12 protein-coding genes are annotated in these 12,534 nt (G+C 69.9%); 8 read left to right on the forward strand and 4 right to left on the reverse strand.

What is annotated here, in order from left to right:
* Positions 1–381 precede the first annotated feature (381 nt).
* Both ABZU32_RS03905 and ABZU32_RS03910 read right to left on the reverse strand, forming a co-directional pair.
* Entirely contained in the window at positions 382–972 is a 591-nt protein-coding gene (locus tag ABZU32_RS03905) for a nucleotide disphospho-sugar-binding domain-containing protein (protein ID WP_354916741.1), read from the reverse strand.
* Between the two features lie 74 nt (positions 973–1,046).
* On the reverse strand, positions 1,047–2,243 hold the full coding sequence (locus ABZU32_RS03910; protein WP_354916744.1) for an FAD-dependent monooxygenase: 1,197 nt from the start codon (positions 2,241–2,243) through the stop codon (positions 1,047–1,049).
* Between the two features lie 352 nt (positions 2,244–2,595).
* Here ABZU32_RS03910 and ABZU32_RS03915 point away from each other — a divergent pair, with 352 nt between their 5' ends.
* From ABZU32_RS03915 to ABZU32_RS03930, 4 genes are read left to right on the forward strand one after another with little or no spacing between them, the layout of a single operon-like run.
* Positions 2,596–5,097, forward strand: a complete 2,502-nt coding sequence (locus tag ABZU32_RS03915; RefSeq protein WP_354916747.1) for a nitrate- and nitrite sensing domain-containing protein — start codon at positions 2,596–2,598, stop codon at positions 5,095–5,097.
* A 31-nt stretch (positions 5,098–5,128) separates the two neighbouring features.
* On the forward strand, positions 5,129–5,554 hold the full coding sequence (locus tag ABZU32_RS03920) for a roadblock/LC7 domain-containing protein (protein WP_354838416.1): 426 nt from the start codon (positions 5,129–5,131) through the stop codon (positions 5,552–5,554).
* Positions 5,551–5,901, forward strand: a complete 351-nt coding sequence (locus tag ABZU32_RS03925; RefSeq protein WP_354838414.1) for a DUF742 domain-containing protein — start codon at positions 5,551–5,553, stop codon at positions 5,899–5,901. The genes ABZU32_RS03920 and ABZU32_RS03925 overlap by 4 nt, the downstream gene beginning before the upstream one ends.
* Entirely contained in the window at positions 5,882–6,484 is a 603-nt protein-coding gene (locus ABZU32_RS03930) for an ATP/GTP-binding protein (RefSeq protein WP_354838411.1), read from the forward strand. The genes ABZU32_RS03925 and ABZU32_RS03930 overlap by 20 nt, the downstream gene beginning before the upstream one ends.
* A gap of 103 nt (positions 6,485–6,587) precedes the next feature.
* Here ABZU32_RS03930 and ABZU32_RS03935 read toward each other — a convergent pair whose 3' ends face one another.
* Positions 6,588–7,436 (reverse strand): M23 family metallopeptidase, encoded by an 849-nt coding sequence (locus tag ABZU32_RS03935; RefSeq protein WP_354916750.1) that lies wholly within the window; start codon positions 7,434–7,436, stop codon positions 6,588–6,590.
* A gap of 444 nt (positions 7,437–7,880) precedes the next feature.
* Between ABZU32_RS03935 and ABZU32_RS03940 the strand changes: the two genes are divergently transcribed.
* The 4 genes from ABZU32_RS03940 (at position 7,881) to ABZU32_RS03955 (ending at position 11,413) form a co-directional block, all read left to right on the forward strand.
* Positions 7,881–9,347 (forward strand): alpha/beta fold hydrolase, encoded by a 1,467-nt coding sequence (locus ABZU32_RS03940; RefSeq protein WP_354916753.1) that lies wholly within the window; start codon positions 7,881–7,883, stop codon positions 9,345–9,347.
* A gap of 187 nt (positions 9,348–9,534) precedes the next feature.
* On the forward strand, positions 9,535–9,981 hold the full coding sequence (locus ABZU32_RS03945) for an ATP-binding protein (RefSeq protein ID WP_354916756.1): 447 nt from the start codon (positions 9,535–9,537) through the stop codon (positions 9,979–9,981).
* Positions 9,982–9,990: 9 nt separating this feature from the next.
* Positions 9,991–10,779, forward strand: coding sequence for a tRNA(His) guanylyltransferase Thg1 family protein (locus ABZU32_RS03950; RefSeq protein WP_354916759.1), 789 nt, complete (start codon positions 9,991–9,993; stop codon positions 10,777–10,779).
* A gap of 250 nt (positions 10,780–11,029) precedes the next feature.
* The gene (locus ABZU32_RS03955) at positions 11,030–11,413 is read left to right on the forward strand and encodes a histone-like nucleoid-structuring protein Lsr2 (RefSeq protein ID WP_354916762.1); all 384 of its coding nucleotides are present in this window, start codon (positions 11,030–11,032) and stop codon (positions 11,411–11,413) included.
* A 192-nt stretch (positions 11,414–11,605) separates the two neighbouring features.
* Here ABZU32_RS03955 and ABZU32_RS03960 read toward each other — a convergent pair whose 3' ends face one another.
* On the reverse strand, positions 11,606–12,400 hold the full coding sequence (locus ABZU32_RS03960; RefSeq protein WP_354916765.1) for a metalloregulator ArsR/SmtB family transcription factor: 795 nt from the start codon (positions 12,398–12,400) through the stop codon (positions 11,606–11,608).
* Between the last annotated feature and the right edge of the window lie 134 nt (positions 12,401–12,534).

The raw sequence follows: 12,534 nt of genomic DNA on the forward strand, positions 1-12,534 counted from the left end.
GGACTCAACAAAACAGGTAAAGCCAACCGTCCGGTGCCGACAACCGAGAATGACCACTTTTAATGCCACATGTCGTATTACGAGGAGCGCCTACACGAAGGCGCACGCCCGCCAGGTCAGGGGCCATCGCCACCGGGGCTTCCCCGTGGACCGGCGCTCACGAAAGTCGCCGCCGACTTTCTCGGACGAAGTTCGCAATAGCGGACGATGAACCCTTCAAATGCTCGAACATCACCAATCTTCTCTTCTCCCGAGAACGACCCCGGCCAAGTCGGCGAACGCGCCGTTGGCGAGGCCCAACGGTGATCAAAGACGAGACCGTGCCGATCGGCGTCGACGCGCGGGCGTGGCGGGTCGGGCACCCCCGCCACGTTCGCCGGGTCAGGTCAGGAAGGACTCGACCGCGTCCGCGGCGTGACCGGTTCCGCCGTGCGCGCGTACCGTGGCCCGCATCCCGGCCAGCCGCGCGGCCACGTCGGCTGAACCGGCCACGAACTCGACCGCGTCACGCAGCACGGCCGCGGTGACCTCCTCGGCCGGAAGGTGCCGGCCGACGCCGAGTTCCTCCAGCCGCGCCGCGTTGCCGAACTGGTCCACAGCCTGGGGAATGGCCACGGTCGGCACGCCGAACCACAGGGACTCGGTGCATCCGCCCATCCCCGCGTGGGTGACGAAAGCCGAGGCCTCCGCCAGCACGGCGAGTTGCGGCACGCTTCGATGCACCTCGAAGCCCGTCTCCGGCATCGGCCCGAGGTCCGCCGGGTCGACATGCGGACCGACCGCGAGCACGACGTGCCAGTCCGACCCCGCGAACCCTTCGACGCACGCCCGGAAAAGGTCGGGCCGATCGTTGTACGCGGTGCCGAACGACACCAGCAGCACGCGCCGCCCGTCGCCCGGCGGCGTCCAACTCGCATCGGCCAGCCGCACAGGGTCGAGGCACGGACCGACGAACCGCACGCTCGCCGGCACCCGGCCACCGTCACCCAGCGACCGTCACGCAGCGACCGTCACGCAGCCACCGATGAGCGGCCGCCGGGGAAGCGTCAGGTGGCCAGGGGCTCGGCGTCCACGTCGTGGGCGTAGAGCCAGGCGTTGTGCCGCAGGACGTCCCCCTCGCGCAGGCCGGCGTCGCGTTCGCGTTGCTCGGGACCGTCCGCCAGGTGGTTGTACTCGGCGCGGCCCCGGCTCATCAGTTGCGCGCGGCTCGCGCGCGGCCTGCGGGTCGCCTCGTAGGAGAGCAGGGCCTTCGGCACCGTGTCGGGGTCGGCGCCGCCCAGGCACCGGGCGAGCACGGCGGCGTCCTCGATGGCCTGGCCGGCGCCCTGGGCGAAGAACGGCAGCATCGCGTGCGCGGCGTCACCGAGCAGAGTGACACGGCCGCTGGTCCACCGCTCCAGCGGGCCGCGGTCGTAGAGCGCCCAGCGCTTGGTGCCGGGCGCGGCGTCGATGAGCCGCCGCAGGCCCACGTCCCAGTCCTCGAACTCGCGGGCGAAGTCGGCGAGCTCGCCGTCGGCCGTCCAGGACTCAAGGCGCCACTCGCCGGCCGGCACGACGGCGACGAGATTGACCAGGCGCCCGCCGGACACCGGATAGTGCACGACGTGCCGCGCGGGGCCGAGCCAGAGGGTCTGCACCCGCCGCCGCGCGTACTCGGGCGCCCGCTCGACGGGGACCAGCGCGCGGAAGGCGCTGAAGCCGGAGAACCGGGGCGCCGCCTCGGCCACGATGCGCGGCCGGACGGTCGAGTGGATGCCGTCGGCCCCGATGACCGCGTCGGCGCGCACCTTGGTCGTGGCTCCCGACCGGTGCGCGAAGGTGAGCTCGACCTCGGCGTCGTCCTGATCGAGGGCCACGCAGCGGTGGTCGAGGCGGACGACGCTCGCGGGCAGCGCGTTCTGGAACATCGCGAGCAGGTCGGCCCGGTGCGCGGTGTGCAGGTTGGCGCCGTACAGCCGCTCGCACGCCTCTCCCATCGGCTGGGAGGAGATCACCCGCCCGTCCTCCCACCGGCGGTACTCCCACGCCTCCTCCAGCCAGACCGCGCACCGCGCGAGGGCGTCCCCGAGGCCGAGCCGCGCGATGAGCCGCACCATGTTCGGCGCCAGCATCACCCCCGCGCCCACCTCGCGCAGCACCGGCGCCTGCTCGTACACCTGGGCCTCCACGCCGGCCCGGCGCAGGTACAGCGCCGCCGCCAGCCCCCCGAGACCACCGCCCACGATCGCCACCCGTAAGCCCACGCACGCCCCCAGCCACGATTCCCGGGTAGATCACCACTGCGGAAGTAGCGGGTTCATCTTCACCCGTGCGGCGGGGGCGGATCCAGAGCCTCGCGATGGACGAACCACAAGGTCATGTCCGAAATGGATGACGCACAGTGGCGTACTCCTCACAGCGATTACGCACCGTACACATCATGCGACTCTGGACGAACTTCGATATACAATCTTCGCCATGTTGTCTTGATGCACTTGTGCCCAAGTGGGCATAGTTGTCCAGATCATCGGCGCAGTGGCCGCGGGACGCCACTCGGGGAACGGCTCCAACCCGCGTCCACAAAGGGCGCGCCGCACACGAAATTGGACACGACAGATGAGCTCGCCCCCTCCGATTCGCACGAGGCTCCTGAGGATCCTCGCGCTGCCCCTGGTCTCCATGGTCGCCTTCTGGGGCTTCATCGCCTACTCCAGCATCACGGAGATCTCCGACATCTCCCGCACGCAGAGCCGCTGGCAGGCCATCGGGGCGCCGGTCCTGCAGCTGGTCTACGAGCTCCAGCGGGAACGCCAGGCCTCCGCCCAGGCCCGGAGCACCGGCAACGACCAGGCGCTGGCGAGGCAGCGGCAGCTGACCGACGACCGGGCCCAGGAACTGCGCGAGCTGATCGGGTCGGTCGGCCAGCAGAGCAAGGACGAGACCCCCGCCGAGGTGCGCACCCTGGTAGGAGCCCTGGACTCGCTCCAGACGCTCCGCCGGTCCGCCGACAGCGGCAGCCTCTACCCGCCCGTCCGGGTCATCGACGCCTACAACAAGCTGATCGACGACGCCGGCCGGCAGCTCAACGCCGGGGGCGCGCTGAGCGACGTGTCGACCGACCGGGCGGTGCGCGGCATGGCCGCCTACAACAGCAGCGCCGAGTACCTCAGCAGGGAGAACGCCGTCCTCACCAGCACGATCGTGCAGCGGCGGATGACTCCCAGCGACCGTTCGGCGTTCGTCGCCGCCATGACCGGCCGCCGCATGATCATGGCGAACGCCGCCCGTGACGTCGGGCCCGACCTGCGCGTCCAGTACGACAACCTCGTCCGGGGCCTGCCCTACAAGCGGCTGCTGGAGATGGAGGACAGGGTCTTCAACTGGAACGCCAGCGGCCTGCCCTTCGTGGATCCCGACGACTGGAAGAGCGACACCAGCCTCCTGCAGCAGACCATCAACCGTGACACCCAGAACGAGTTGTTCTGGGTGGAGGAGGCCCGGCAGGCGGCCAAGACCGCGGCGTACTGGCGCATCGGGCTGATCCTCGGCCTCGGCCTGGTGGCGGTCATCGCCTCGATCCTGCTGTCGTTCCGGTTCGGCCTGTCCATGATCGTCGAGCTACGGCGCCTGCAGAGGTCGGCCGTGGAACTGGCCGAAGTACGGCTCCCCCTGCTGGTCGAACGGCTGCGCAGGGGCGACGACGTGGACCCGGCGACCGAGGCGCCGCCCCTGGACTCCGCCCGCACCGCCGAGGTGGAGCGGGTGGTCCAGGCGTTCTCGGCCGTGCAGCGCACCGCCGTGGAGGCGGCGGTCAGCCAGGCGACGCTCCGCAAGGGCATCGGCCAGGTGTTCCTCAACCTCGCCTGGCGCAACCAGGCGCTGCTGCACCGCCAGCTCACCCTGCTCGACACGATGGAACGCCGCATCGAGGAGCCGGACACGCTGGAGGACCTGTTCCGGCTGGACCACCTCACCACGCGCATGCGGCGGCACGCGGAGAACCTGGTCATCCTGTCGGACTCCACGCCCGCCCGCCGATGGCGCGACCCGGTGCCGATCTTCGACGTGGCGCGCAGCGCCGTGCTTGAGGTCGAGGACTACACCCGCGTCATCGTGCCGCCCATGCCGCAGGCCCCGCAGTTGCTGGGCGTCGCGGTCGCCGACGTGATCCACCTGCTCGCGGAGCTGGTGGAGAACGCCGCCGTCTTCTCCCCGCCGGAGACCACCGTGCACGTGCGGGGCATGGCGGCGGCCAACGGCTTCGCGATGGAGGTCGAGGACCGCGGCCTCGGGCTGAGCGAGGCCGCCCTGGAGGAGCTGAACGCCAAACTCGCCGACCCGCCGGAGTTCGACCTGGTGGACAGCGACCGGCTCGGCCTGTTCGTCGTGGCCAGGCTCGCGGCCCGGCACGGCATCAAGGTCTCGCTGCGGCGCTCCCCCTACGAGGGCACCACGGCCATCGTGCTGCTGCCCGTCGCCCTGCTCGCCACGCCCGACGCCCCCGTCATCGAACCCATGCCGGACCGCGCCGCCCCGGCGCCCGCCCCCAGTTGGTGGGAACGTTCCCACATACCCTCGCAACGGGGCGCCCCGATGGGTCCCGACCGGGGAATCCGGCCCGCCCGGGCTCTTGGCACGCCTCCGCCCACCGCCCAACGGGCGCTTCCGGCACCGGAGGCGCCGTCCTTCCCCCACCGGACGCCAGGGGCCTCCCAGCCGCCGGCACAGCCACCCGTCCAGCCCTCGGGCCGGCGGTCCGCTGAGCTGTTCACCCCGCTCTCCGACCGGCCTCCCGCCTCGCCGCCCACCGAACCGTTCACCGCGCCATCCGCCCCGCCACCTGTTCAGCCACCCGCCGAGCCGCCCGCCCGGCCGGCGACCTCACCGGCCGCTCCACCGGCCGGCCGTCCGTCCGCCGCCGTGCCGAGCACCGACGAGGACGACCTGGACGGGCTGCCGATACGCGTGCGGCAGGCCAGCATGGCCCCCCAGCTCCGCCGCACGCGGGCCGCCGAACAGCGCGAAGTCAGCGTGCGCTCCCCCGAGGAACTTTTCAGCATCATGTCGTCCATGCAGCGCGGCTGGCAGCAGGGCCGCGGCGAGGCCGAGCAGAAGTAGATGACGCGCAATCGAAAGGAGGGCCATTCCAATGCCCGAACCCAGACCTGAACTGAGCTGGCTGCTCGACGACCTGACCCAGCGCGTCCCCGGCGTGCGGCACGCCATCGTGCTGTCCGGGGACGGCCTTGCCATGGGCGGCTCCCGGGGCCTGACCCGGGAGGACGCCGAGCACCTGTCCGCCATCTCCGCCGGCAGCCACAGCCTCGCCCTCGGCGCCGGACGCCACTTCGGCCTCGGCGGCGTCCGGCAGACCATCATCGAACTGGAGGAGGGCTTCCTGTTCGTCACCGCGGCGGGTCAGGGGGCCCGGCTGGCCGTGCTCGCCTCGGGCGACGCCGAACTGGGCATGGTCACCTACGAGATGGCGCTGATGGTCAAGCGCGTCGGCGAGCACCTGTCCGCTCTGCCGAGAGGAGCGGCTCCGGCACCCGCCTGGAACGGCGTGCGTCAGTGACCGGAGAGGATCCCGGGCCGCTGGTCAGGCTCTTCGGGCTGACCGGCGGCCGTGCGCGCCCACCCGGCGAATCCTTCAACTTGGTGGCCATCGTCACGACCGTCAGCATCCCGTTCGAGCAGCCGGACCTCGGCCCGGAGTACCTGGCCATCCTGAGGACGTGCCGCAGGCCGACCCCGGTCGCGGACGTCGCCGCCCAGCTGAGGCTCCCGATCAACATCACCCGCGTGATCCTCGGCGACCTGCGTCGCGAGGGTCTCGTGAGCATCGACCGACCGCAGCCTGCCGCGCAGGCGATCGACGAACGCATCTACAGGGAAGTGCTGCATGCGCTACGCAGCCTCTGATCGGGCCGCCGCCCCAGGCGCCGCCCCGGCGATGGCCATCAAGATCCTCATCGCCGGCGGCTTCGGGGTCGGCAAGACGACCATGGTCGGCACGATCAGCGAGATCCGGCCGCTGCACACCGAGGAACTGCTCAGCGAGCGCAGTGTCGGTGTGGACGACGTCTCTGGTGTCGAGGCCAAGACCACCACGACCGTGGCGCTGGACTTCGGCCGCATCACCGTCCGGGACGGGTTATGGCTCTACCTGTTCGGCACCCCGGGCCAGGACCGGTTCTGGTTCATGTGGGACGAACTGGCCCTCGGCGCGCTCGGCGCCGTCGTCCTGGCCGACACCCGCCGCCTGGAGGACTGCTTCCCGGCCGTCGACTACTTCGAGCAGCGCGGCCTGCCGTTCGTGGTCGCCGTCAACTGCTTCGACGGCGCCCGCCGCCACGATCCCGTCAAGGTCCGCCGCGCCCTCGGCCTGGACGGAGTGGCTCCCATCCTCCTGTGCGACGTGCGCGACAGGGACTCCGTCGCCCGCGTCCTGACCACCTTGGTCACCTACGCCGTCGGCGACAACTTCGAGCACGCCATCCCCTGAGACGCCACAGGCTCCCCACGCCGGGCGAGGCATGCGCCCCCGCCGACACGGACGGCGCCGTCCCCCCCAAGGGGGCGGCGCCGTCCGTGCATGGTGGCCGCCGTCAGCCGCAGTGCTCGAAGGGGCTGTCGTACTTGGCCGTGCCGATCGAGCCGCCCCACTTCACGCAGGTGCGGGCGGCCTTCGCGCGCACCGGCCCCGCGTAGTACTGGAACGTGCCCGCGTCGGTCTGCCGCGCCTTACCCTTCACTTCCAGGTACGCACTGGCGGCGACCTTGCCTCTGCCGCTGCTGCGGACCGTGGCGACGCAGTTCTGCCCGGTGGCCGAGGAGTACATCAGGAACACCCGCCCCTGCGAGCCGAGCGTCGCCACGTCGACCTGCTTGAAGCCCGAGCCGCAGACCTTCGCCGCGGTGTAGGGGTTGGAGCCGCTGGGAGCGCTTCGCGGGGCGGCGCCGCCTCCGCAGTTCCTGGACTTCACGCTCTGGCCCGGGTACCTGAAGGCGGCGCCGTTGAAGGTGGCACGGACGATCTTGCCCGCGGCCGAGCGCTGCTCGTAGTGGAGATGCGACACGATCTTGTACTTGGCGGAGGTGTTGCCCACCGCGCCGATCTTCTGCCCCTGCGCCACCTTCGCCCCCTGGGACACCGTCCGGGCGCTGAGGTGGGCGTAGAGGGTCGCGCTGCCGTCCGAATGGCGGATCTTGACCAGGTTTCCGAAGCCGTTGGCCGTCTGGTACGCGGAGATCACGACCGTACCGGCCGCCGCGGCGACGACGGTCCTGCCCCGGTCCCTGTCGCCGTCGTTCGCGCTGCCGTTGAAGTCGATCTCGTTGCCCGTGTGGGCGAAGCTGCCACTGCTGCCGACCCACGTCTCTCCGCAGGGGAAGGGCAACTGGAAGGTGGGGCCGGCGGTCCTGACGGCCGCGTTCGCCGTCGCTGAACCCGTCAACGCGGCCAGAGAACCACAAACAGTCACTATAAGGATCTTCGTTCGCACAAACGGCAAGATTGTCAGTCGGATGATCAGGTTGTCCAGATCATCCGCAAAGTGCACCCCGCCCACGAGGCGTGCAGGGCCGGAGGGTGGCGGGCTCGGCAGGTCCTGCTCCACCGGTCGCACCTGTCCGCGTGGCGGTGTGGTCCACGCCGATGATCAACACGGATTCCGGCGGTGGATCCGCATATAGGAGAAATACTGCCAATCTCTCCTGTTTCTGCTTACACGTATGCAGCGATCCGCTACGGTCGCACGTTCTGACAGAGGATCGACCGTTCCGACAGAGGATCGACGAGAGACTGGAGCATTGTGCTTAGGAGAGCTTCCTGGTTCGCCGCCTTTCTGGCGGTAGCGACGTATTTACCCGTTTCGACGGCCAGTGCGGACACCGAGGTTGTGACGCCGCGGACCATCGCTTGGGCGCCTTGCGAGGAGGAGCCTGCCGCCGAGTGCGGCACGCTGAGCGTTCCCATCGACTGGTCGAAGCCGGGCGGGGCGAAGGTGGACATCGCCGTCGCCCGGCGGAAGGCCACCGATCCGGCCGCGCGGGTCGGTTCGCTGGTGATCAATCCCGGTGGTCCGGGCGGGTCCGGAGTGGAAGCCGTGTACGGCGCCCCCGGCTCCTACACCGAGGAACTGCAGCGACGGTTCGACATCGTCGGGTTCGACCCTCGGGGCGTGGGACGCAGCAACCCGGTGATCTGCTCGGCGTCGGTGTACAACCGGATGCCGCACACCGTCATGAGAAGCCAGGCCGACTTCGACGCCTGGAACGCGTTCACGAAGAAGCTGCACGCCGACTGCCGCGCTCGTACCGGTCCGCTGTACGACCACGTCGACTCCGTCAACGTCGCCCGTGACCTGGACGCGCTCCGCGCCGCCCTGGGTGAGGAGAAGCTCACCTACTACGGCATCTCGTACGGCACTCTGATCGGCCAGATGTACGCCGAGCTGTTCCCCGGCCGCGTCCGGGCCCTCGGACTCGACAGCAACATGGACCACAGCCTCGGCGTCGCGGGCTTCCTGGCCACCGAGGCGGTCGCCATCGAGGACGCGTTCGACCAGTTCGTCGGCTGGTGCGAGCAGGACACCAGTTGTGTCCTGCATGGACGTGACATCCGTGCGATCTGGAAGGACCTGCGGGCCAAGGCGCGGCGCGGTGAGCTGAAGTACCCGAGCACAGGCCAGACGATGACCGAGCTGCAGGTCATCTACAACGCCGCACTGGGCACCGAGGGGCCGGACTGGCGCTTGCTGAGCGAGGTGATCAACTGGTTGAACGGCGGGCCGGAGCCGGAGTGGGTGCCCCCGCTGGAAGGCCGGGGGCCCGTGGAGGGCGACGTCGCGTATCTGCCGACCGCGGTTCTCTGCCAGGACTACAACCTCCGGGTGCGCAACTACGAGGAGTACGCCGCACTCATGCGCGCCTCCAGCCTGCTCGCACCCGACACGGGGTACCACCCGTACCCGATCGACGATCTGCCGATCTGCATGAACTCCCCGACCACCAACGCGCCGCACGCGCTGCGGTACACGGGCGACGCCCCGCTGCTGCTCGGCAACTCCGTGCACGACCCGGCCACCCCGTGGATATGGTCCGCCAACGCGGCCCGTCAGCTCGGGTCCAAGGCTGTGCTGCTCACGTACGAGGGCTGGGGACACCGCATCTACGGCAAGGACAAGTGCCAGGACGACATCTTCGACGCGTACCTGATCTCGCTGAAGGTGCCGCCGCCCGGCGCCCGCTGCGCCGTGGGCACGCCTGAGGAGAGCCTGCTCAGGCGGCAGACGCCGTCGCGGACCTGGCCGACCGGCCCGAACCACTGGGCGGCCGGCCCGGTCGCGTCCTCGCCCATCTCCTGACCCCGGAGGGGAGCCTCCGCCCGGTAGCTCATGCGGGTGAGATTCCTGCGACCATCGAGCGGATGGGTGTCGTCGCACCACGGCCAGTCCGGTGGTGCGACGACACCCGGTCCTCGCGTTCAAGGCCGGTGCCGACCGGCCGTCGTTCGACGCCTCATGGTGGAATTGCCGGGTGGGTGATCCGGAGGTGGCGATCCTCGTCGGACTGCAGGGGTCGGGCAAGACCACTTTCTACCGGCGGCTGCTGGCGCGAACACATGTCCATGTGAGCAAGGACGCATTTCCGAACGCCCGGAAACGGCAGCGGCGCCAGCTCCGGATGGTCCAGGAGGCGCTGGCCGAGGGCAGGAACGTCGCGGTGGACAACACCAATCCCTCGGCCGACGAATGGCGTCCGCTCATCGACATCGCCAGGGCGAACGATGCCCCGGTGGTCGGCTACTGGTTCCCGCCCGACGTGGCCGGCTCGCTCGAACGCAACGCCGCGCGGGCGGGAAAAACCCGGGTGCCGGAGGTCGGCATCTATGCCACGCTCAAACGCCTGAGGCGCCCCCGCCCGGCCGACGGGTTCGACCAGATCTTCCAGGTCGGCTTCGACGGCGACGGAGGTTTCACGATCGAGGTCTCACGATAAGGGAGAGCCGTGAACGGCAATGAGCTGGAAGCACGGATGCGAGCGCGGGAATGGTTCCACTCGCTGACCTTGCTGCCGGGCGCGTGGGCCGTCATCCGGGTGGACGGCCGCAGCTTCTCCCGCTACACCGAGCAGCGCTTCGACAAGCCATTCGACCAGCGCTTCTCCACCCTCATGACCGGAACCGCGCGAAGCCTGCTGGAGGAGTTCGGCGGACGGTACGCGTACACCGAGAGCGACGAGATCTCCGTCGTGCTTCCCCCGGCTTTCGACCTGTTCGGCCGCGAGGTGGAGAAACTGGTGTCGTTGTCCGCGTCCGTCGCCGCCGCGGCCTTCACCCACGCCGCGGGTGAACCCGTCCACTTCGACAGCCGCGTCTGGCTCGGCAACGGCGTCGAGGACGTCGTGGACTACCTGTCCTGGAGGCAGGCCGACGCCGCGCGCTGCGCGCTCAACGGCTGGTGCTACTGGACCCTGCGCAAGGACGGCCGCTCCCAACGCGAGGCCACCAAGCTGCTGGAACGGGCGAGCATCGCCGACAAGAACGAGCTGCTGTACCAGCACGGCGTCAACTTCAACGAACTGCCCGCCTGGCAGCGCCGCGGCATCGGCATGTGGTGGGAGACCTACGACCAGCCTGGCCACGACCCGATCCGCGACCTCGACGTCACCACCCGGCGGCGGCGCGTCCACGTCGAAACCGACCTGCCGATGAAGGACGACTACCGGAGACTGGTCGAACACCTGATGGACCCCGACGAAGCGCAGGCAGCCAAGTCTGCGCCGTCGGTGCGATGAGAGGCTCTGCCCGATCCTCCGGCACCACCGGCACACCTTGACCGACGGCACCACCGGCACACCTTGACCGACTCCCGCCGCGCGAGGTCGGCGGACCCTACCGGCGAGGCCGGCGACGTCCGACCGGCCCGTCATGTGCGCCCCTGTGGGCGAGTCGATCGCACGATCATTTCTCGAACACCAGTATGATGCCACGGTTCAGACAGACAACTGATGATCCACCCGGAAAGGGCCGCACGTGGCGCAGAAGGTGATACTGGTTGACGACCTCGACCACTCCGAGGGCGATGACGTGGCGAGACGGGAGTTCCCGCTGCTGAACCGGACCTTCGCCATCGACCTGTCCGACGCCAACCAGCAGCGGCTGAGCGAGGCCCTGGCGTTCATCGAGCAGGTCCTCGAGAGCTCCCGCGAGGTGAAGCAGGCGACCCGCGCGAAGAAGACCGCCGACACCTCCCCCCGCCTGCAGGGCTACACCCTCACCGACGTCCGCGAATGGGCGCGCGAGCAGGGCCTGGACGTCCCCGCCCGGGGCAAGCTCGCCGACGAGGTCCTCGAGAAGTTCATCGCCGCCCACCCCGACGCCGCCTCCCCGCAACCGGCGCCGGACGAACCAGCAGGCGGAGAGGCCTAGGACACAAGCCCCGGAAAGCCGGCATCAACGAACAGCCCGGCCGGAGAGCATCGGCTTACGGTGACTCCAGCAGGCCGCGGCTCCGTGGCGCGAACGGATCAGCGGCTTCCACGCTGCGAACCGTCGCTGATCCCCGGGCTGTTCCACACGCAAGCGGCACCTCGCGACGCCGTCGAACCCCGATCGGGGACGTCACGCATCGCCCGGCAGCGGTTCGCCGGTCTCCAGGAGCGTCTTCAGGCTCGCCACCACGTTCGGCCATCCGTGGACGACCATCTCGGCCAGGCTGGACGCGGGCTCGAAGCCGTCGTGTACGACGGTGAGCTTCACGACCTGCGCGGCCTCCTCGTCGATCGTGAAGGTGACCTTCGAGCGGGCCTCGCCGGACAGCCGGGCGAGCGTCTCGTCGTCCCAGCCGAAGCGCTTGGCGAGCTCGGGGGTGATGGCGTGCCAGGTGTAGGAGAGCCGCTTGTAGGGGTCGGCCTCCAGCACGACCTGCTCGGGGTCACTGATCTTGACGCCGTGGTTGTCCCAGGTCATCGGCGAGCCGACGGCCCAGTCCGTGTCGAACTCGGTGGCCCAGTAGCGGCGGGTGAAGGCCGGCTCGGTCAGCGCCTGCCAGAGCTTCTGCGGGGTGGTGCGGATGTAGGTGGTATAGACGAAGGTCGGCGCGTCCATCGGGGGTTCCTCCAGGGCGAGTTTCAGATCCGCCAGGGCTTGGACCCTGGCCTGGTCGTAGCGGCTGATCCACCGGTGGGCGATCTCGTGCACGGGCGCGGCGTTGAGGTAGTGCAGCTTCTCCCGGCCCCGCCGCACGGTGGCGACGAGCCCGGCCTCCTCCAGCACCGCCAGGTGCTTGCTGACGGATTGCCTGGCCATGTCGAGCCCGGCGCACAGCTCGCGCAGCGTCTGCCCGTTGCGGGCGTTCAGCGAGTCGAGCAGCGCGCGCCGGCTCGGATCGGCCAGCGCCTTGAAGACCTCGTCCATGTCCGCCTTCGTACCCGGATCACCGTCTGATATGCAGCCTTTTGGCTGCCTGTAACTTAGGCAGCCGGATGGCTGCCTGTCAAGACCGGCGTGAACCGACGCGGCCCGTTCCAGCACGGCCACGATGAGCGGAC

The sequence above is a fragment of the Sphaerisporangium sp. NPDC005288 genome (genome assembly GCF_040607475.1).
Classification (GTDB): Bacteria; Actinomycetota; Actinomycetes; order Streptosporangiales; family Streptosporangiaceae; genus Sphaerisporangium; species Sphaerisporangium rhizosphaerae.

Excerpts from the sequence above, each read along its gene's own strand:
- ABZU32_RS03915 (WP_354916747.1), top strand. The coding sequence starts at position 2,596 with ATGAGCTCGCCCCCTCCGATTCGCACGAGGCTCCTGAGGATCCTCGCG.
- ABZU32_RS03920 (WP_354838416.1), top strand. The coding sequence starts at position 5,129 with ATGCCCGAACCCAGACCTGAACTGAGCTGGCTGCTCGACGACCTGACC.
- ABZU32_RS03960 (WP_354916765.1), bottom strand. The coding sequence starts at position 12,400 with ATGGACGAGGTCTTCAAGGCGCTGGCCGATCCGAGCCGGCGCGCGCTG.
- ABZU32_RS03930 (WP_354838411.1), top strand. The coding sequence starts at position 5,882 with ATGCGCTACGCAGCCTCTGATCGGGCCGCCGCCCCAGGCGCCGCCCCG.